Raw genomic sequence first — 21,101 nt, 5'->3', positions numbered from 1 at the left:
CTAAATCTCTATACTGATGATCTTTTTAATCCATAACGCTCCTATCGCTAAAAGCACAATACCGACACTTACCATCGAAACACCTCGCGGATCTTTATAAAGAGGTTCGATATATTCAGGGCTAGCTATCTTTAAGGCAAAAAATAGACCGAATGGGGATAGCGTTAGGATCCAAGCTGACAAACGACTTTCAGCAGACAGTGTTTTTATTTTCCTTTCTAACTTGAAGCGAGCTCTTAGTACTTCGGATACCTTTTGTAGATTCTCTGACAGATTCCCCCCGGTCTCTTTTTGCAGCATCACCGCACTAGAAAAAGCTAACATTGAAACCGTCGGCACGCGCTCTGCCATCTGCAAAATCGCTAACCGTAAATCATAACCATAGTTAAGCAGGTTATAGGTGTTTTTGAACTCTACGCCAATGGGATCAGGCAGTTCCTCACCTACTTCATTAAAAGACTGAACCAGTGGTTGTCCGGCTTGCAATGCCCGTCGGATAATATCTAACGCTTCCGGAAGTTGTTCTTCAAATCGAGCCATTCTGTAGGTCACTCGATTTTGCACAAATAGATAGGCGATAACCCAAACAAAAATGAAGGCTGCAACGCTAATAAACCATACTTGGTTTGTCATCATCGATATCAGTGAGAGTAATACACCACACAGGAAAACGGTAAACAAGAATCGACTTAGCGTTATCTTCATACCCGCTAACTCCAACATTCTTTTTAATCCAGCAAAGAAAGGGATAATTGTCAGCTTGCGGTCTATCGGAGATAAGTCTTTGTTATAATGTTCTTTAAGTAATGACAAACTCTCTTCATCAATATTACGTTGCGTCTCTTTCAAGCGACGAGATAACTCTTTATGCTTCGCTTTTTTCCCCGCAGCCGGTAATAACAAAGCCTGCGAAATAAAAAGTACTGCGATAAATAACAGGGCTAATGAAACACTTACATTATCCATAATCCCTCCTTAATTATGAGTCTCAGTAAAGAGCTCAAAGGGCAGTTCGAGACCACGTTTTACCAACTGATCGTGGTATTGAGGAACGACACCCGTAGCAGTGAAATAGCCGATAATGTTTCCGTCTTCGTCAATACCTTTACGTTGAAAACGGAAAATTTCCGACATCGTAATCACTTCACCTTCCATACCGTTGATTTCTTGGATACTAACCATACGGCGCTTACCATCTTCTTGTCGCTCCATTTGAACGACAAGATGAATAGCAGAAGCAATTTGAGCTCTTAAGTTTTTGGTCGATATATTCCACCCCGCCATTGAAAACATGTTCTCAACACGGCTTAAGGCGTCACGAGGAGTATTCGCATGAATAGTAGCAAGTGAGCCATCATGACCAGTGTTCATAGCAGCTAACATATCCACCGCTTCACTACCACGTACTTCCCCAACCACGATTCGATCAGGACGCATACGTAAGGTGTTTTTGACCAATTCACGTTGACTGATTTCTCCCTTCCCTTCTAAGTTAGCAGGGCGGGTCTCTAAACGAATAACATGTGGCTGTTGAAGTTGTAATTCCGCAGAGTCTTCAATGGTAATAATGCGCTGATCACGTGGAATGAACCCAGAAAAGATATTGAGTGTTGTGGTTTTTCCTGAGCCGGTCCCACCCGAAATAAGTATATTCAACTCTCCCTTGACCGCCGCCTCGACGAACTTGGCCATTTGGGGAGAAACTGAGTCATAGCCAATTAAATTATCCATCGTCAAACGATCAACAGCAAAACGACGGATTGACACAGAAGGGCCATCAAGTGCTAAAGGGGGGATAATCGCATTTACCCTAGAACCATCGATAAGTCGAGCATCTACCATAGGTGATGCTTCATCTATGCGGCGTCCAACTTGGCTTACGATTCTGTCGATGATATTTCTTAAATGGCGATCATCAAGAAACGTATAAGGCGTTTTTTCTAGCTTACCTCGACGTTCCACATAAACACTTTTAGGTCCGTTTACCAATATATCAGATACAGTTTGGTCGGCTAGCAGTGGCTCTAATGGACCAAGACCAAAGACCTCATCCTCAATCTGCTTAATGACTCTTTTTCGTCCTTCAGCACTTAGAGCATGGCTACCGTCCTCAGCCATTAATTGCACAATAGCCTCATGCAGATCTACCTTCGCTCGCTCTTTCTCCAAACTCGATAACAAGCCAAGATCTAAGGTTTCAAGAAGTTGTTTGTGAAAGAAGTGCTTTATAGAAAGCTCGTGCTCCAATACTTTCCGAGCTTCATCAATGGCTTTTTCTTTCTCTACATTCGCATTTGATTTTTGAGTTTGGTTAGACACATCAACACTAGATAAATGCTCAACAGAATTGACACATTCGGAATCATGCGAAACCTGTTCTACTTTTTTTTCAAACTCTGGGTTTACATTTTTTCGTTTAAAAAACATCACAATCCCTCGTGTTTACTTTTTATCAACGTGTTATGAAAACAACTTTTTCAACCACCCTTTTTCTTCTTGCTCTGGTGGTGAAAGAATGTGAGACAAGTCGATGATAGAGCGAGTAATAGAGCTTTTCTTTCTCGATTGAACTAACGGTTGGCCTAGATTGGCACTCTCTAACGCCACTTTAAAATCATTAGGCATAAGGTGTATGTCATGTTTGCCTACCGCTTGTTCAATGTCTTTTAACTTGATTGAATGTCGCTTTTCATACCGGTTGATAATGACTTCGATTGAATCGCCTTGTAGACCATATTCAAATTTCAGAGACTTAATTAACCTGCTGGTATTTTTTACTGATACTAAGCTTTGCTGCAAAACCAACAGTACTTTGGTTGCTGGTGATATTGCTGATGCAAACACATGATCTAAACCTCGAGAAAGATCGATGATCACATAAGGGTAAAAACGACGTAGTATCGGAAGCAATCGACCTATTTTCTGTGCTTGTTCAAAGTCATCCGCGTTGTTTTCATGTTTAAAGCTTAGAATATGTAGACCAGATTCGTGTTTATTTACTAACGCTCCCAAAGACATTTCATCCAAGTCATTCGAACTATTAATTGCATCAGAAACACTATAAGTAGGCACAATATTTAAATAATCGGGTATCACGCCAAATTGAAGGTCGATGTCGAGCAAAAGAACTTCACCTGGATGCTGACTGGCCATTTCAATAGCAGTATTCAACGCTAGGGTCGTTGCCCCCATCCCTCCCTTAGTATTCAGAAATAGGATGAATTCACCGTAGCTCGAATTTTCGAGTTTTTCAGAAGCCGTTTTTTTCAATAAAGGGAGCAAATCCGAGAGAGTCACGTTATGAGATAAAAAGTCTGAAGCCCCTAAACGCAAAGCGATTTTCAAAGAACCATTATCGCTTTCATCACCAAGCACCACTAATGACAAATCCTTGTCTTCTAGTGATAAATCATACCCCTGAAGCTCCACCATCTTTTGAGCCCAATTCCCATGAGCTTCGACAAAAATAAGCTCAGGAACGTCTGCACTTTTCAAGTACTCCTCTCCCATTGCTGCTAGAGAAAATGACGTCACGTGCACATTTCGACATTTATGCAGCTCTTGGCTCATATGTGAATGAAAACCATCAGTACTGTAAATTAACCAAACCTTAAGGTTTGTTCTTAAACGCGTAATATCGTTCTCATTAGGCGTTATTTTAACCGCTTCCCCCATACCGCTACTCCCGTAATAAATAACTATGGACACCGATTCCTTTTTTCAGAGTCAGCCCTAACCACACCCAAACTTTCAGCGGGTAATATTGTTTCAAATGAGGGAGCGGCCAAATAGCCACCTGCACCTAAAAAACTTAAATTATCAATAAGTTGAATTCCATACCCCGTAGCCCGAGCACGAACAAATTTAATGTTGCTAAACCCTGGATTAGTATCGTAACCGGACGAAATTTCACTGCCATTAATATCTAAATAAGCAACTTCTAGATTTGCATTAGTAAATCCAATAAGCGGCAGTTCAGCCACAACCATTCCTGCAATATTATCTCTATCTTCAACATAGCAAACAGTTGCTAGCCTTGCGGCTTTCCTCGTCGCTTCACTGACCATTTGCAACGAAAATACATAGGCCCCTAGCGCTAAAATGAGAAACACCAATAAAAAAACAAACCATGAGACGATTGTAAATTCAATAATGGCAATCCCTTTTATTCCTGTTTTAAATTTTTTCATCACAGCACCCTCATCACCGAAGTGACGCTCAGCGGAATAGAAAAACTTGCTGAAGAAAAAGGGATAGATAAAAACTGCGGTATGTAGTCATACGTAACACTCACCCGCACGTAACTATCACCTGAAGGTGGACTAATAGTTACGTCAGCTGTTGTTAAAGTAGATAACAGTGCTGTGCCTATGCTGTTCTGACCGTAAACCACCACATTTTGTATTTCTGACGTTGGCGCGATCGTTCCACCTATAGTTCCGTAAACTTCACTAACGGCGTAACGAGCACCATTTTGCACAGACTTTGAGATAACATTGTAATGAATCAGAATATTGCCGAACTCAAGCACTAAGATCAGAAAAAACAACAGTACAGGTGTCGCAATGACCATCTCAATGGCAGCAAAACCGCGATTAGATTTATTAAAAAATTTCATAATCAGGACTCTCCACTGTTAGGGTCTTTGTACAAAACAATTTTGTAAGCCCCTTCTGTAGTTGACTCTGTACTACCTGATCCGCTCGTAACACTGCAAGAATGTATAAACTCACCAAAAACGGCTGGTGTTCCCGAGTTATTGGTTGGTGCTTTTTGCAATAAGAAGAAACAGCCAATTTTGCTCACTGTAAAGTCGGTCGTACCACCACTTTTTCCAGAGCAATCAACCATTGGTATCGGTAGAATACGGCGCCAAGCCACACCATTGGAAGCACATCCCGAACCGTTATTCGCAATGCATGTATTTGTATCTGATTCATATTGAGCAAAGGTATAACTGCCATCAGAATCGATCTCACCAGTATTGGCATCAATCGTTATTTCATCAGTTGGTTCTGTGGTCACATAATCAGAAGGGTAATCGGATGCTGACAAACCACCACCATAATCACCAAAACGAGTATTCAAACCATCGCCAGTAGGGCCAACCGTGCCACCGGGCTTCGTCGTGATATCTTCACCGATTTCGACTGGGTAACTATAGTTTCCGCCCAACCCTTCTTTTACCGCTTTACCACCTGAACCAAAATCTAATAAGTGATAGTTACCATTTCCCATTTCAGATAGATTTTTATCTCCCACTTTTAATGCATGAACGGTCCCAACTTCATAACCAAATACACTCGTTATAGCTGCACCAGTTTCATCATGAAATCCATCTTCTGGATCAATATCGTTATCAGACGTACCATCACCAATACAAACACCAATCGGCACAACATTATTTACAACACGAAATCCTGAACTTGGTCCAGCAACGGCACTCGCCGAGACAGATTTCTCTAAACCAAACATCTGTATAAAGAACTCATCCATATCCAATGAATCCACTCGAACCCGAACATAGACATCATCATCAGCACCAAAAGTGGCAGTCCCAGTGAAGTCTTGAGGATCATTTGAATAATCAATACTTATAGATGCCGTACTAAAATCAAATTCATGATTTCCCGTTGATGCCGCCATGGCATTCAGTGCCGTACCTATTTCCGCGTCGACAGCATCTTTATCTTTGCTGTTGTCTAATATGGTTGCGGCAGCCAACGCTGCAGAATCAACTGCATTTTGTAAGCGTGTTTTATTCACAACCATATGGTTTATATCGACAGCTAACGCTGACACCGCTAAGAAAACTAACAAGGCAGCAGTAATCATTATCACGACTAAACCTTTCTGTTTTTTAGGGCTTTGTGATACTCGATACAACATGTGAGTACCTCCAGATTTAATTAAACTCTTCTAAGATCTGGCTACTACTTCCAGACAGATCGCTTTCACCTCTGCCTACATATCTGTCGTAACCAGTCTGCATCCGCTCCCCTGTACCGTCAGGTACTACGAGTAAGTTCTCTTGGGTCGCATTAGGGTTATACGTTTGTTCTGTTTTCACCAGCGCTACCGAATGCCCCAATCGAACATCATTCGCACAGCCAACTAATACCATTACGAGAAAGACCATCATTGTTCTAATCATATCTATCTCCTTATAAATCATGCCCAAATGAGCCTTCGCTACCACCATCTGTCGAAGGGATATCTTGTGATGCTTGAGATTCGCCTGAGTCAGAACCAGATGGCTCTGCAATGTAAGCACTCCTACCTAACAAGTAATATTCCAAGTCATTCGGATTAACAAAAGCATCAGTTGGTAAGGTCACTTTGCTTCGATCGATTGGCTTGGCGAGTCTTGGGGTCACCAAAATAACTAACTCAGTTTCTCCAGACACATACTCTTGACTATTAAAGAGCTGACCTAATATAGGGACATCACCAATACCCGGCATTTTATTACTGATATCTCTGACATTTTCACTGAGCAAACCAGCAATACCGATAGTCTGACCGTCGGCTAACTCAAGCGTCGACGACGCACTTCTTCGAGTTATCGGAGGAATAAAATAAGTAGCATTTGTCGTGCCTGGGTCAATGGTTAACGAACTACTATTCGCAATTTCACTTACATCGACAGCTAGGTTAAGGTTTATTTTCTTGTCGCTGAGCACTGTCGGTATAAATTTCAACCCTACACCATATTCTTTGTATTCAATCGTAATACCATCGTCATCTGGGACGGGAATCGGAAACTCCCCCCCAGCTAAAAACTCGGCCTTTGATCCACTTAATGCGGTTAGATTCGGTTCAGCCAAGACCTTGGCAACACCATTTTGTTTGGCTACATCCAATGCAAAGGTAAACAAAGTATTACTATCAATAAACGACCCCAAAATGCCGTAATCGGTTGAAATAGGAATATCAAAAATAGGCGTTGCTCCTATCACTCCTGCTGGAACTGAAGAGGCACCCCAAGAAAAATTCGACCCACTCGTTTGAAAGAAATGAAAGTTCGCATCGAATTTTCTCACTAAGCTTCTTTGAACCTCTGCCACCGTAACTTCCAACATAACTTGTTGCGCGCCACCTATCGACATCAAATTAATAACACCCGTTGTAGCAACTTGCTCGCTACCACTTTCCTTTGATTCATCAGCACTTTGACCTGAGGAATACGTTTCGGCAATTCTCATCGCAACATTCATTTGCTGTTGATTACTCACCTGACCACTCAACAACAAACGATTCTGTGCGCTGTGCACCTCAATAGTTTCATCAGGAAGAAACTCATATAATTTCGCTTTTAGGCTGTTGAGATCGTGAGTGACCTCGATATCAATAGATTCGATCAACTGACCTCTTGAATCCCATGCCATTAAGTTGGTAGCACCCAACTTCTTCCCGATTAAAAACAGCTCATTGGATTTCAACATCACAATGTCCAGAACATCAGGATCACCAAGCGATACTTTGCTGGCTTTCCCTGATAGAACCACGTGTGCCGATTTATGATGAGGAACCGTTACGGTTTTTCCAGTTTGAAGAGCAGCAAAGCTCAGTGTAGAAAAACAAACTAGGCTCAAAATACACGTTATTATTATTTTCATATATCACCTCAATCCTTGACGCGAACGCTAGATGCTTGTGTACCTTTAATGATAGTTACGCTAGGTCTAGGTACGTATCGACGAACAACCTTCTTCTCAATTTCGTGAGGATTTCTCAATGTAAGCTGAATGCTGCCTTTACTCTTTGCAGTTAGTAATTTCTCGGCGTCTTTTGGGGAGACCTCTAACGTTACGGCTCGCACAATAATAGGGCTGTTTTCTTTTGTTTTTGCCGTTTGGTCTACCGCAAGTACTTTGATATCCTTGAGTACAGTTTGGGTAGATGCTGAATTTTTGCTATAAGAAACGGTATTTAGGATATCAACCTTGTTCCCTGGCAATAGGAAACCCGCAACACCAATAACATCATCAACTCGAATGGTCACAGCTCGCTTATTTTCAGGGATTAACGCAGCTAACGTAGAGCCCTCACCAGGGACAGTAAAACGCATTCTATGAAGTATTTCTCCAGCATAAATCGTATTGGCGACGACCTTACCTACCAGCTCAGTAGCATCGGAATAGTTGTTTTCATCAATCCAATCGACTTCCATGAGCTTAGTGTTTAAAAATTGCTCTTCAATAACCGTTCCGGCTTCGATTTCTTGGGACGCAACCACAATCGGATGACGCTCCACAGTTTCAACTTCAACGGTTGGCTTAACTTGGTTGTCCATCCACTGTTTAGCAAAAAATACAGCAGCTAAACCAAATACTACGGACAATAAAAACAGTAGGAAAACTTGACTCTTATTCATTATTTTCGTCCTCGTGTCCATCAGAGGTAAAATAGACTTTCCATGCCATAGAAAGAATATCGAAGGTAATCACAGGCGGGAGTTGTTCGAACGAAAGAATGTCTTTGCTGATACCAACGAGATCTTTCGGTAAACAAGGAAAAAGTGGGACTTTGTAAAGCGTGTGCATTTGGGACAAACGCTCAAAGAATCCATCTTGAAGCGCAACCTCTTTTTCAGAAACGATGCTCATCCATAAAGCTTCATAATCTCTCTGATTCAGAGGCTTGAATTGAATTTTGTAACCTAAACGACGTAAGAATGCAGGGTCGCTTATTTTTTCGGGATTTAAGTTGGTAGAAAAGGCTAGCGTTAGCACAAACGGCATCGTTATTTGCTGACCGTTAGGTAGAGATAAATAATCGAAAGAGTATTCCATAGGTACAATCCAACGATTAAGCAAAGTATCAACGGGCATAGGCTGACGACCAAGGTCATCAATCACAAAAATCCCATTGTTTGCCATCATCTGTACAGGTGCTAACCAAACGCGACTATTCTCCGAGTGATTGACCTCAAGCATATCCATGGTGAGCTCTCCCCCAACCTGAATATTTGGCCTTTCACAATTAAGCCAACGTTTATCATATTGATCTTTAAGAGAGATAACTTTATCACTACCATTACTATCCAGCGGCTTATGATGCTGTGCAGAGAACACTTTAATAATGTTACCTAGAGCATAGACCGCGTAAGGTATAAAAACAGATGTACGTAAAGCGTTCACAATCCGGCTCGCGACAAATGTTTTTCCGGTTCCGGCATGCCCATATAACAACAAAGCACGCCCAGAATTTATTGCAGGCCCTAGCACTGAAATCATCTTATCTACACCATAAACATCGCTTAATGCCACTTCAACATGCGGTCTAGTTACCAACTCAGCTCTCAGATCTTGTTGTTTTACTACCTCTGTATATTGGGTAAGCGAAACCGGTGCGGGACCTAAATAGGCATCCCGTTTGAAAGATAAATCTGCTTCCTCAAGCCCTTTGTCAGAAAGAGAATAGCGAACATGGCTATGTGAGACTGACGCAAAAGAAATGTCCGAAGTCGGTTGAAACACCTCTATTAATGACTTTTTCCGCAAAACAGCTAAAGCACTTTCCACAATATGAGTAACAACACACAAATAATTAGATAGATCTAAAACATCCGATTTAGGATAAGCAGATAAATGTTTAAGTACGAGATTTTCAATTACGACTTCAGGAACACCCAACATATCAATAGATGTAGGAACGGTTGGGGCTGAAATTTGAGGCTTCAAAGTTGTTGGATCAGTATGCCCTATAATATCCATATATTATTCCTCTCCATGAAGCGAACCAACAACAGATTCAAGTAAAGTAGCTATACATCGCTAACCCTATGACAACAGATGGTGCAAAAGGCATCGTCACTTTATTTGAGTATCGAATATGCAAGCCAGCAGTTTTGTCTACGACAGGTGCAGCACCACCAAGCACTATTAGCTTATTTTCAAAATAACCTTTGATACTAAGACTGCTCGAATTAGAAAAGTTATATAGCAGATAGAAAGCGCCTATAACTCCAGAAGAAACCAAAATAAAGTATGAAGCATCCAGTAACTGTCCCCACCCAAGATACATCCCTACAATACCTAATAACTTCACATCCCCTGCAGACATCGCTCTAAAAAAATAAAGAAGCAAACCGGCACCGAAAAACACAACGGCTCCAGATAGTGACATTAGAAAAACATCTAAAGTGTAATTGCTGTTAAACATTGATAGTAAATATACAAATATAAACATAATCAATATTTTGTTTGGTATACGATGCTTATCAACATCGTATACCGAAACTGCAATTAACAACGCCCAAAAAACAGAAGGCTCATTAATCATATAGTATATTTACACACTCGATATTATACTTTGGAATTTACTCAACAAAGCTGACGACATTCCAAAAAAAACTAACGCGATAAAGATAACAAGTGAGGCCGCACCGATCACATACTCGACCGTCGTTAATCCTCTCTGTTGTCTCACTATTTTTCTATTCATGAGGTATTAACCACCAGTAGTCGTACCAACATTGGCTACAATAGCATTCAGTTTGGTCGACAATGTGTTTCCTAAACCTGAAAATACCGTTGTTAAGCCTAATACCAATAATGCTGCTCCGATTACGTACTCGATAACAGTCAACCCTTCTTCATCTTTCATGAATTCTTTACAATTATTCAAAAACTTATCCATGAGAACCTCTCCTTGATTTACATATCAGGCTTTGTTTACCTGTAAACTAAATCTAGAGGTGAGTTATATATTAGGTTAGGATTTTTTTGCCATTTACTTGCACTTTTTTGTGGTACTTCTAATCTATTTTATATGCATAGAAATTTATCGTTTTATAAAATTAAAATTTAAATATGAAATAGAGTTGATATTTATATGAAATCAATAACACCTTTATTATCGGATAGAGATAGTGAGTTCAATTCCATTATTATAAAAAAAATCAGTCATTACTTCTCTATTGACAATTTTGGACAAGATATATCTATAATCAGTAACTTAGAGGTCAGGTTAGTATTCTTTATACTAAACAGAACGGATAAACTTCAATTACTTACAATGGCCCTATCTATTTGTGAAAACCTAAACAAACGAATCGTTATTATTTGCTCAGACGCTTTACCTAATATCGTTCGAAATCATAAGAATATATTTTTCATTATTGAAACAAACAGTAATCATCTGACCAGTACCTTTGAGCAACTTAAGCACAAAACGCAACATATCTTCGAGACCCATTTCGATCTCGACAGGGACATGAACAACAACAATCAACTGCCAGCCAAACTGTTTACTTCAGAAGTCGTCAACTTTGTTATGGACAACATAAACAAAGAGATCAGAGAAAAAGAAATTGCAGAAAAATGTCACTGTTCAACGACCTACTTTTCTAAAAAGTTTCATCTACACTTTGGAGTAAGCTTTAGGGACTTCGTGTGCGATAAACGAATCCTACTAGCAAAGAAATTGATTGAGGCAGATACCGAATCAAAAATAGCCGTTATCGCTTATCAATGTGGATACAAAGATGTCTCGTATTTCTCAAGAATCTTTAAGAAAAGAACAGGTGTGACACCTGCGAGCTATAGGCGTGCCTGCATGGATAACATAAAACGCTAATTTTACTCCCTAAAAGAAAAAATCATGGTACATTTAACATGATTTTAACAAAAAATAATAACTTAGCGAAAAACATGGAGTTAGACAATGATTCAGCCTAACGAGTTTAGCCAAGAAAAAGCAACAGCTCTCCCTACACCCAATGACATGATTTTAAGATGGGCAGAAGAACGTCCAGATGAAGTCTACTTAAAACAAATAATTAACCGCCAATTTGTTGAGTTCACTTATAAAGAAGTGGCCGACAAAGCACTAAAACTGGCATCAGCATTAGAGGGACTCGGAGCTCAACCCGGTGACCGAGTCGCTCTCGTATCTAAAAACTGTGCAGAGTGGTTTATCTGTGACCTTGCCATGATGTTAGGAGATTTTGTCAGCGTCCCAATCTTTCCTACTGCTGGCACAGACACCATTCAATATTGTATTGAGCACAGTGAAAGTAAGATTGTGATTACAGGCAAACTTGATGATCCTGCGGCAACTCAAAAAGTACTCGATGACAATCCGAACTTAGTGAGCATTTCGCTACCATACGATAGCGCTGCGAAGTGCCAACACACTTTTGAACAGCTCATCGATACACACGAGCCATCAACCAAACGTCCTCAACATCACGATGATAAGCTAATGTCACTTGTCTATACGTCTGGTACATCAGGACTACCAAAAGGTGCTATGCTCACCTACGGCGCCTTTACGTGGTCTGTACAAAGGTTGATCGATCATATTGGTATTCAACCTGGCGATCGTTTGTTTTCTTATCTGCCGCTCGCCCATATCACAGAACGCGTTTATATCTTTGGCTCTTCAGTAGCCGGTGGTGTGGTCACCGCTTTCCCAGAGTCGTTAGACACATTTATTGATGATGTGAAAATGCACCGACCAACCTTGTTTATTTCAGTGCCTCGTTTATGGACTCTGTTCCAACAACGAATTCAAGATAAGTTACCGCAGAAAAAACTGAACTTTTTACTTAAAATCCCGTTTGTTAATAACATCATTAAGAAGAAACTGGCTGATGGTCTGGGGTTAGACCAAGCTCGCGTTCTTGGCTGTGGTTCAGCTCCGGTATCACCAGCTCTACTTGCATGGTATGAGAGTGTTGGCCTACACATTACCGAAGCTTGGGGAATGACTGAGTCTTTCGCCTACAGCACGATTAACTACCCGTTTAGAGCAGACAAAATTGGCACTGTAGGTAATGCTGGTCCGGGCATTGAACTCAAAATTGCAGAAGACGAAGAGATTTTAGTTCGAAGCAAAGGCATGTTCTCTGGTTATTACAAAAATGACATTGCAACTCAAGAATCTTTTAACTCAGAAGGTTGGCTTCATACGGGTGATATTGGTGATATTGACAGCGAAGGCTATTTAACGATTCGTGGGCGTAAGAAAGATACCTTTAAAACCGCGAAAGGCAAGTTTGTCGCTCCTGTACCAATCGAAAATAAACTCTTTGAGTACAGCCGCGTGGAGATGATGTGTTTGATAGGCTTAGGCTTACCTGGCCCTATCCTGCTCGTAGTGCCGCATGACTTCCCTAATTTTGATCGGGCTCGTTACGAAAGAACAAGCAAACGCGTCATTGAAAAAATGAACGAACAGTTAGCTTCGCATGAGAAGATCAAAGGCGTACTGATGATTAAAGAACCGTGGAGTATTGAGAATGGCGTGTTAACACCAACGCTTAAAATCAAACGACATATCCTTGAGCAGAAATATCATGAGGTCGGTCATAACTGGCCGAAAGATAAATTAGTGGTTTGGGAAGAATAGTCAAAATCGAGAAGGAGCCATTTTGGCTCCTTTTTTGTAAGCTTACATTATAAGTACTTAGTACAATCAACAGAATCACTACTCTTGCAATCTAAACCAACGTCATTTCTCATTAGATGACTTAACGATTACGAGCAAACAAGTTGGATGGAAATAGATATCTTTGATATAGGCATGACACCTGGCGTACAAGTTAACTTATGTTTTGATCCTAGCTCACCGAGGAAAGAGCGTATTGCGGCGTTTACTGAATGGCTACATGAAGAAGTTTCTGATATCTCAAAGATCTAGCGTTGGTTTTGGTGTAACTCTTCCTAAGAAGAAAGAGTTCGTCTGATCATCTGAATCACTCCCAAAATGACTTTCTCACCTCTTCATTAGCCTGACCTCGGGTAATACCAACATCTTCAAGTAAATGATCTGACAGTTCAGCTAGGTGCTTTCTCGTTCTACGGTTCTGAAAATAAAGTCTAAATTTAGAATAGAATTCCTTAACTGATAATGATGAAAACAATGCTTGATGACGATTTGTTCTCGCAGTTATCGTGTTCATAACCTTTCTCCTATTGATTCACCGCTTTGTTATGGTAAATAATCGACCAACAACACACTCGCGACAAACGATAGATACTGGCATTCAGTTAAGGAAAACTAATGTGAGAGAGCGACCCCCACCTTTCCAAGGGATCTACTATTTTTATACTGCAGCTGAAACAGGCAGTTTTAAACTCGCGGCTGAAAAGCTGTTTGTCACGGCAGCTGCCGTCAGCCAACAAATTCGTCAACTTGAAGAGTGGTTAGGTACAGACTTGTTTATTCGTCAGCACCGAAAAATAGTATTAACCCATGAAGGCGAAGTACTGTACCTGCAAGCGAAGAAAGGCTTTGCCCATATTCAAGATGGAGTAAGACGAATTAACCAAGATCCAAACCCTACTCAGCTGTCGATTTCTACCGTGCCTTCCTTTGCTCAGCATTGGCTAGTACCGAGAATTGGCGACTTTCGCGATCGCCACCCTGATCTATCCATGTTAATTGAGCCGACTAACAAGCTAGTCACGTTTGAAGATTCTAATATCGATATCTGCGTTCGATATGGTCATGGAAATTACCCAAATATCGAATCACGCTGGTTGATGGACGAAGTAATTTATCCTGTCTGCCATCCTATTTACCAAGAAACGCATGGAATTCATGGTATAGATGACCTTCACAAAGCCGAACTGATTGAAGATCGCTGGCCAGATATGGATTGGAGTCTCTGGTTACAAGTAGCCGGAGTAAAAGCTGGCCGCACATCATTACAATTTGATGGTTCGCATTTCGTTTTAGAGGGTGCGCTATCTGTTCAAGGAGTCGCCCTTGTTAAACACAGTTTGGTGTATCGCTATCTACAAGAAAGGAAATTAGTTCGGATAGGTAACATCGCACTTCGGCCTAAATACAATTACTATTTATGTGCACCCGCTGGTTACTTTAACCGTGAAAAGATAAAACGTTTTGAAGCATGGATGCAAAGCCAGGTTCAGCTATTTGGTTATAAAGGGCGGGAGGAGCTTTCTATTATCGATACCGACTACCAGTTGAAATGGTCGGATAATTCACCTGATTAACCTGATATACTTAGCCCAAATAAATGGCGAGAACATCTCATGACACAAGAAAACAACCCACTTCACGGGATCACCTTACAAAAACTACTGACTGAATTAGTTGAACATTACGGTTGGGAAGAACTGAGTTATATGGTGAACATCAACTGTTTTAAAAAAGATCCGAGTATCAAATCTAGCTTAAAGTTTTTGCGTAAAACGGACTGGGCACGTACCAAGGTAGAGCAAATTTACGTACAGTTGAAAACCAATTAATTACCTTTAACACAGCGCACTAATTATGGTACGAAAGTATGAGTAATTAGTGTTCGCTCCAAGCTAAAACTTAATTTCATCTTAAAAATCAAACACTAAGAAAATATCGCGTTAGAGTTATTGAATAATATTCAATAAATACTACTATTATTTAACCTAAGATAGCGATATCACCCCCCCTAGCTTACGGATAATTATAGACTTTATGTTTGAATAAATAGAGAGGTCATCATGGAAGCTGGTTCTGAACTCGGTTTGGACATTCATGTACTTACCCGTAATAACTCATACTTACGGGTGATAAAAGACCTACTTGGTTTATCTCTTCCTAATGCTCAAATAACCCATGCTCAGTGCTTCATGCAAATACCCAAACTAGCACCTGAAACTGTAGTTTTATTTGATATTCAGACTATGCCTTGCCCCAAAAGATACGGGTTTATTCTCCATGAACGACACGAGTTCTGGTTAGCGGTAAATGTCAATGACAATACATCGACAATATGGCTAGAAAAAGGTTTTTCGGGACAAGTAGGTCAAAATTTCGAATTCATATCGAAGGCAATACTCTCTGTTTATCAAGAAGATATATGGTTTCCTAGAGCTATTCTAAATAAGCTTGTCTCTTTTTATCAAAATAATGAACCAAGCTTTGAATCTGCTTGCGAAAATTTAGTTAATTATAAAGAGTTAACAAAAAAAGAAAGGGATACTTGCTCATTGATCCTAAAAGGGCTGTCAAACTCTCAGATAGCATCTCAGCAACACGTCAGTATCAACACCGTGAAGACTCACTCATCAAACTTACTTCGTAAATTACACTTACGCTCCAGGTATGAACTTCTTGCTCAGGTAAAAAGCTTTAATTAGATTCCATATAGCAAGGTCACAAGAAATTAGTAAGATCACAAGAAAAGTGGAATATAACAAAACTCATTCTAAACTCACCCTATGTAAGCGATATTTTTCACTCTATGTGATGAGGTTTGGCACTTTGTTCCCTCGTAACCTTTAAAGGTGATGCACGGGTATGCATCTTAAATCAACGAGGGATTGAGTTATGAAAAAGTTACTTCTTGCTACTGCTGTAGCAGCCGCTTCACTTTCTTTTGGCGCTTCTGCGGTTCAATTTAACAATGCGGTGGACTTTACGACACTGAGTAAAACGGACCAAAAAACGATTCGAATCGAAGGGCGAGTTCCGAAACGCTGTCTATTACGAATAGGCAAAAAAGACGTGAAGAATAACGTTCTACGCAAAGCGAACAAAGTACACGAGGATTCATGGTCAAATGGATTCAACAATAAAGAAGTATTAGTGGGTAACTTACGTGCATGGTGTAATTACGGTACTGATTTGGAATTTTCAGTAACGGCTTACCAGCTAAACGGTGTAACCAAGCACAATATGAGTGAGAAAATTGACTACCAAGTGAAAATTGGTTCAGAATCGGTCGCGGATACCGCAAGCGACCACGGCTTGGAAATGACGGCGTCGCCAATACCATCATTGGGCGAACACTTGGTGAACAGCATCAACAAACATCCAATTTATGTTCAACCTGAAGATTCAGGCTTTGCACGAGCAGGTAAATACAAAGGTAAAATTAAAGTGAGTCTTGCTGCGGCAGGTCCAGCAAGCTAAAAGCCGATGACACTTTAAGGATGATGTCTTTTAGACAAATAAAACTTGGCTCGGTTATCGAGCCAAGTTTATTTTATGGAGAAATATCAATGACTAGGATTATAACTCTTCTATTTTCTTTATTTTTCAGCTCAGCCCTTTTCGCGTACGAAGTCAGTCCAATCTATCTAGAACTCGATGATGTTGGTCGAAATGCACAAGGCTTGTACAAAGTGACTAATGTGGAAGAAGAACCAATCCTTCTAGAAGTAAATGTCTACCAAACTGATTTTTCTACTGGCGAAGAAATTTTAACACCAACGGAAGATGAGTTTCTCGTCCTCCCACCTCAAGCTAAAATTGACGGGCTAAAGTCTCAGACTTTCCGCGTACGTTACATGCCAACAGGGCCAATAAAACAAACTGTCACTTACCGTATCGTCTTTTCACAAATTGAACTAGAAAATCAAATAGAGGAAGATGAGGACAGTTCTATTTCCATGTTGCTAGAGTTTGCAACTTTGGTTTTTGTCTCTCCCACATCCAGTAAATCGATTCCAACCACGACAGTTCAAAACAGCCAGGTCGCTATCCGCAACGATGGCAAACGAGTACTGAATATGAATGGTATGGAGTTTAGCTTCTCTGGTGGCAAAGCAAACAAAACAGTTGATTGGGAAGTATTAAGTAAAAAGACAAGCGCTTATTTAATGCCAGGAACGACCGTCAAGTACACTTTACCAAGTGAATTAGGGCAGCCAAAGAAAGTTTCTGTTAAAACAATCGATTAACGAGACTTTCGTGAAGAATCTCATTTTATGCCTCACATTAGTCACAGCCATACAAACCGCGTTTGCGCAAAGTTGGTTATTCCCATTTCCCCTGACTTGGGGTGAGAACACTATAGGTGAAGTGAATGCGTATTCTGATGGTATGACTGTTGGCTCTATTAACGTGGAACAGCTTGCTCAGTCAACTCAAAAGCTGATCAACCCTGAGACACTGACAGCGTTACGAAATTTATCCGAAGAATACATTACGATCAAACAACTGAACCATATGGGCATCAGTGCAACCTTCAACTCTTCCGATCAAAATATTAATTTAGTCATTGATGAAAAGGCTGCAGCTGAGTTCTTGCTGTCGTTTGGTAGCAAGTATGAACCGGCTAAATATTCAGAAAGCACTTTTTGGACAATACAGAATACACTGAATGCGAGTACGGACTACTCCTTATTCAGCGACTCTAATACAGAGGACACGCAAACGTGGCTTGGTGAGTGGTTATTAAAAGCCAATATTGGTGGCGTTCGAGGCGCCAATCTTGACATTTCCGGTTTTGTTAGCGGTGGTAACGATATCAACTCTGATGTGTATCGTGGCGAAGCTCGTCTTTTCTTTGATGAACCTAATACCCCTTTTCGACTAACCTTTGGTGATGTAACCCAAGCAAGTGCTGGACACCTTCCTAGTACACCTCTCGGAGGCATTGCTTTTGAACGTTTGTATCAAGACTTACAACCTACCCGAAATATCCAAAATGGAGGAACTCAACCACTGGTATTGAATGAGAGCGCTGATGTCGAAGTCTATATTAACGACGTTTTTCTCACTGAAATTCGCTTACCCCCGGGGCGATATACACTTGACGACTTGCCTCTCGTTTCTGGTACCAATGACGTTCGATTGGATATAAGTTATCAATCAGGTAGGACCGATACCATCGTTTATAGCCAGTTCTTTAACTCACGTTTGTTACGTGAAGGCATTTCTGATTTTGGCTTCTACTCTGGTTTAACGTCGACGATTGAAGATAACAACTTTAAGTATGACGACGAGCAATGGGTAACTTCTGGCTATTACGACTATGGTGTCAGCGATACCTTAACAATTGGCGGAAACGCTCTGTATCACCCCGAAGGGCAACAAGTCGGCATAATTGCAACAATTGGTTCTGATTGGGGGAACTTGGGGGTTCGAGCCTCTGCACAAAACAACAAGCCCAGTAATGATACAGGTAGTATCTACAGCTTAGATTACTCCCACCAATTATGGGGAACAGACAGTTACGGCTCCCCAAACTTTCGTCTTGGAAGTGAGTATCAAGATAATTATTTTGCATTGCCTTGGCAGATTACGGATGCAAATACTGGGCTCCGCGTCTTTTCAAACTACGTTTTCAGTATTACGGATAACCTTAGTTTAATCCTGAGTGGTGACTACCGTGACTTTGAAGAGTCAGAGGTGCAATGGCAGGCTTCTACGGAAATTGCTTGGCAATTTTACAATCTAGCACTTTCTGCAGGTGTAGAAAAAGAAGAGAACCCAAATGAAAACATTGACGAAACTCGGTTTACTTTTTCTGCAGATTGGGATTGGAACTCTGACAATGGAGAATACAATGCAAATATATCCTACTCCAATGAACCAGATACCTATCGAGCTCAATTTCAACGCCCTTCAGAGGACTATACAGGCAGTTACGGCTATGCGGTGACAGCAGAAGGCGATACTGATTCTCAAGCTTACTCAGTCGAAGGTAATTATGTGGCAAACCGTTTTATCACAGATGCTAAGGTTTCTCACCTAGCATTTGATAGCTCAGCAAGTTACCAAACCGCTTCTTTACGAGCAAGTACAGCGCTTACGTTGGCTGACGGTAACTTAGCTTGGTCACGACCTCTCAATGGACCAGTGGCAATTATTGCCGTCCATGACTCGTTAGATGCTGATGTAGAAATAAATGCAGTTGCAGACGATCCTGCAGAATCGATATCTACCTATACTATCAGTAATGCCGTTCAGTTGTCTGGAGGCCACCAACTGTCCACTGTCTACATTGATGCGCCAGATGCACCTATAGGGTATGACTTTGGCGACCACGAGTACAACATTACGCCAGGAACACAAACGGGCCATCTAATAAAAATCGGTTCTGCAGCATCGAAAACCATCATAGGTAAGATTGAGATCGGGCAAAACAAACCATTAAAACTCATCCAAGGTCAGTTGGTTGGACAACAGAAAACGTATGAATTTTTTACTAATCAATCAGGCAGGTTCGTTGTGGAAGGCGTTGCGCCGGGTAACTACACCATCGTCATAGATGGTTTTATCCCAACAAAATTAAACGTCCCAGAAATCAATGACAACCTGATTTACTTACCAACTTTACTCATTAAAGAGGGATAAACCATGAAACACTTACTTAAGCTCTCAGTGTTCGGTTTAGCCATGTTATCTCAATCACTTTGGGCCGAATGCAATGGCAAATGGACACTAAACGTCGACAGAAGCAATATTGAATTTAAGCGAGATTTGGGCGCTTATATTCCTGCTTATCTAGAGTTGTCGCGTGATATTCAGAGCTGTCGATTCCCGATGGCCCTAGTATCGATCAACAATAAACAATCTAGCTACTTAAGTTCAATCGGAGCGAATTTGCCCCTGACAATTCTGGACAAAAACTTTCGTCAATTGAGTCACTTTCCTAGCAAGGGCTTTCAACTACCTCTGGATAATAGCCAAAGGACGAAGTTTTGGATAAAAGTTCCAGAGGCTAAAGTAGCTGCGTCAGGTAACTACACCGGACTTCTTGAAGCCTCTATTTCCCTAAATAGAAAACGAGAGACAAAAAATGCCAAAGTGAAACTCAACGTCCCTGCGTTTGTAGCTTTCAACTCCGTTCCTAACGCACCAAACCTTCAACGCTCAGGTAGCTCAGGTTATCGCTTCCAGCTTGGTGATCTTGAATCTAACCGCACCTATCGCTCCGATTTTGATCTTCTTTCAAACTCGAATGTAAGGTTAGTCGTAAAGCAGAAATATGGTGAATTAAAGCAGAAGTCGGAACCCAATATCTCGATCCCATATACGTTGCGATTTAATAACGCCTTGGTAAACCAGAAGTCAATTTTTACCTTCTCAAACAATGATGAAACCAAACGTTGGGGGGTTCCCCTTGAAGTAATGCTAGGTAACATCGACTTTGCGAGAGCTGGTAAATATCAAGATACGATAACGGTTGAAGTAAAGGCTATGCCATAGAGGCACGTGATAAGCAAACTTACGGTTTAATCAGTGGACAAAGGAAAATACCTCCAAACTGTAACGAACACCGTATATGACTTTATTACTATCCAACGAAAAGGAACTGATGCATTCCCAGTAATTTTAAGTGTTTGGATATAGACACTTAAGATAGGAGAACAACATTGGTTTAGTTGATAACAAAAAGCCCCGCAAGCTTT

23 protein-coding genes are annotated in these 21,101 nt (G+C 40.8%); 10 read left to right on the top strand and 13 right to left on the bottom strand.

What is annotated here, in order from left to right; translation table 11 throughout:
• The 12 genes from SJY39_RS04770 to SJY39_RS04715 all read right to left on the bottom strand — a co-directional run bounded on the left by SJY39_RS04770 (position 1) and on the right by SJY39_RS04715 (position 10,644).
• Positions 1-966, bottom strand: a complete 966-nt coding sequence (locus SJY39_RS04770) for a type II secretion system F family protein (protein WP_010436253.1) — start codon at positions 964-966, stop codon at positions 1-3.
• Positions 967-975: 9 nt separating this feature from the next.
• The gene (locus SJY39_RS04765) at positions 976-2,427 is read right to left on the bottom strand and encodes a CpaF family protein (RefSeq protein ID WP_016767628.1); all 1,452 of its coding nucleotides are present in this window, start codon (positions 2,425-2,427) and stop codon (positions 976-978) included.
• A 33-nt stretch (positions 2,428-2,460) separates the two neighbouring features.
• Positions 2,461-3,675, bottom strand: a complete 1,215-nt coding sequence (locus tag SJY39_RS04760) for an AAA family ATPase (protein ID WP_010436251.1) — start codon at positions 3,673-3,675, stop codon at positions 2,461-2,463.
• 23 nt (positions 3,676-3,698) lie between these two features.
• Positions 3,699-4,190: a TadE/TadG family type IV pilus assembly protein gene (locus tag SJY39_RS04755; RefSeq protein ID WP_010436249.1), complete on the bottom strand. Its 492-nt coding sequence runs from the start codon at positions 4,188-4,190 to the stop codon at positions 3,699-3,701.
• On the bottom strand, positions 4,190-4,618 hold the full coding sequence (locus SJY39_RS04750; protein ID WP_010436248.1) for a TadE/TadG family type IV pilus assembly protein: 429 nt from the start codon (positions 4,616-4,618) through the stop codon (positions 4,190-4,192). Before SJY39_RS04750 ends, SJY39_RS04755 begins: the two co-directional genes overlap by 1 nt.
• Before the next feature lie 2 nt (positions 4,619-4,620).
• Entirely contained in the window at positions 4,621-5,889 is a 1,269-nt protein-coding gene (locus tag SJY39_RS04745; protein WP_016767629.1) for a Tad domain-containing protein, read from the bottom strand.
• A gap of 16 nt (positions 5,890-5,905) precedes the next feature.
• Positions 5,906-6,175, bottom strand: coding sequence for a hypothetical protein (locus tag SJY39_RS04740; protein ID WP_010436246.1), 270 nt, complete (start codon positions 6,173-6,175; stop codon positions 5,906-5,908).
• Complete coding sequence (locus SJY39_RS04735) at positions 6,165-7,619, bottom strand: type II and III secretion system protein family protein (protein WP_010436245.1); 1,455 nt, start codon at positions 7,617-7,619, stop codon at positions 6,165-6,167. The genes SJY39_RS04740 and SJY39_RS04735 overlap by 11 nt, the downstream gene beginning before the upstream one ends.
• Positions 7,620-7,627: 8 nt before the next feature.
• Positions 7,628-8,377 (bottom strand): Flp pilus assembly protein CpaB, encoded by a 750-nt coding sequence (gene cpaB, locus SJY39_RS04730; RefSeq protein ID WP_016793803.1) that lies wholly within the window; start codon positions 8,375-8,377, stop codon positions 7,628-7,630.
• On the bottom strand, positions 8,370-9,719 hold the full coding sequence (locus tag SJY39_RS04725) for an ATPase AAA (protein WP_016789365.1): 1,350 nt from the start codon (positions 9,717-9,719) through the stop codon (positions 8,370-8,372). The genes cpaB and SJY39_RS04725 overlap by 8 nt, the downstream gene beginning before the upstream one ends.
• A gap of 37 nt (positions 9,720-9,756) precedes the next feature.
• A complete protein-coding gene (locus tag SJY39_RS04720; RefSeq protein WP_010436242.1) occupies positions 9,757-10,287 on the bottom strand; it encodes a prepilin peptidase in 531 nt (176 codons plus the stop codon).
• 168 nt (positions 10,288-10,455) lie between these two features.
• Complete coding sequence (locus tag SJY39_RS04715) at positions 10,456-10,644, bottom strand: Flp family type IVb pilin (RefSeq protein WP_010436241.1); 189 nt, start codon at positions 10,642-10,644, stop codon at positions 10,456-10,458.
• Positions 10,645-10,839: 195 nt separating this feature from the next.
• Between SJY39_RS04715 and SJY39_RS04710 the strand changes: the two genes are divergently transcribed.
• From SJY39_RS04710 to SJY39_RS04700, 3 genes are all read left to right on the top strand, one after another.
• Positions 10,840-11,583 carry an AraC family transcriptional regulator gene (locus SJY39_RS04710; RefSeq protein ID WP_016789363.1) on the top strand — a complete coding sequence of 248 codons (744 nt, stop codon included), beginning with the start codon at positions 10,840-10,842 and terminating at the stop codon, positions 11,581-11,583.
• An 87-nt stretch (positions 11,584-11,670) separates the two neighbouring features.
• Positions 11,671-13,359: an AMP-binding protein gene (locus SJY39_RS04705; protein WP_016793801.1), complete on the top strand. Its 1,689-nt coding sequence runs from the start codon at positions 11,671-11,673 to the stop codon at positions 13,357-13,359.
• A 147-nt stretch (positions 13,360-13,506) separates the two neighbouring features.
• Positions 13,507-13,650: a hypothetical protein gene (locus SJY39_RS04700; RefSeq protein ID WP_016767632.1), complete on the top strand. Its 144-nt coding sequence runs from the start codon at positions 13,507-13,509 to the stop codon at positions 13,648-13,650.
• 55 nt (positions 13,651-13,705) lie between these two features.
• On the opposite strand, the gene SJY39_RS04695 is transcribed toward SJY39_RS04700, so the two are convergent.
• Positions 13,706-13,912: a DUF1127 domain-containing protein gene (locus tag SJY39_RS04695; protein ID WP_010436235.1), complete on the bottom strand. Its 207-nt coding sequence runs from the start codon at positions 13,910-13,912 to the stop codon at positions 13,706-13,708.
• A gap of 103 nt (positions 13,913-14,015) precedes the next feature.
• Between SJY39_RS04695 and SJY39_RS04690 the strand changes: the two genes are divergently transcribed.
• The 7 genes from SJY39_RS04690 to SJY39_RS04660 all read left to right on the top strand — a co-directional run bounded on the left by SJY39_RS04690 (position 14,016) and on the right by SJY39_RS04660 (position 20,898).
• Complete coding sequence (locus SJY39_RS04690; protein WP_016791870.1) at positions 14,016-14,972, top strand: LysR substrate-binding domain-containing protein; 957 nt, start codon at positions 14,016-14,018, stop codon at positions 14,970-14,972.
• Positions 14,973-15,011: 39 nt separating this feature from the next.
• Entirely contained in the window at positions 15,012-15,227 is a 216-nt protein-coding gene (locus tag SJY39_RS04685) for a VF530 family DNA-binding protein (RefSeq protein WP_010436225.1), read from the top strand.
• Between the two features lie 231 nt (positions 15,228-15,458).
• Positions 15,459-16,097, top strand: coding sequence for a helix-turn-helix transcriptional regulator (locus SJY39_RS04680; protein WP_010436223.1), 639 nt, complete (start codon positions 15,459-15,461; stop codon positions 16,095-16,097).
• 190 nt (positions 16,098-16,287) lie between these two features.
• Positions 16,288-16,872: a hypothetical protein gene (locus SJY39_RS04675; protein ID WP_010436221.1), complete on the top strand. Its 585-nt coding sequence runs from the start codon at positions 16,288-16,290 to the stop codon at positions 16,870-16,872.
• 89 nt (positions 16,873-16,961) lie between these two features.
• Positions 16,962-17,642: a molecular chaperone gene (locus SJY39_RS04670; protein WP_010436219.1), complete on the top strand. Its 681-nt coding sequence runs from the start codon at positions 16,962-16,964 to the stop codon at positions 17,640-17,642.
• A 10-nt stretch (positions 17,643-17,652) separates the two neighbouring features.
• The gene (locus tag SJY39_RS04665) at positions 17,653-20,043 is read left to right on the top strand and encodes a fimbria/pilus outer membrane usher protein (protein WP_010436217.1); all 2,391 of its coding nucleotides are present in this window, start codon (positions 17,653-17,655) and stop codon (positions 20,041-20,043) included.
• A gap of 3 nt (positions 20,044-20,046) precedes the next feature.
• On the top strand, positions 20,047-20,898 hold the full coding sequence (locus SJY39_RS04660) for a hypothetical protein (protein ID WP_010436215.1): 852 nt from the start codon (positions 20,047-20,049) through the stop codon (positions 20,896-20,898).
• The last annotated feature ends 203 nt before the right edge of the window (positions 20,899-21,101 follow it).

Source organism: Vibrio sp. R78045, assembly GCF_042466085.1.
Lineage (GTDB): Bacteria > Pseudomonadota > Gammaproteobacteria > Enterobacterales > Vibrionaceae > Vibrio > Vibrio cyclitrophicus.
The sequence above is the reverse complement of the archived record's forward strand: the minus strand, read 5'-3'. Positions and strand labels throughout refer to the sequence as shown.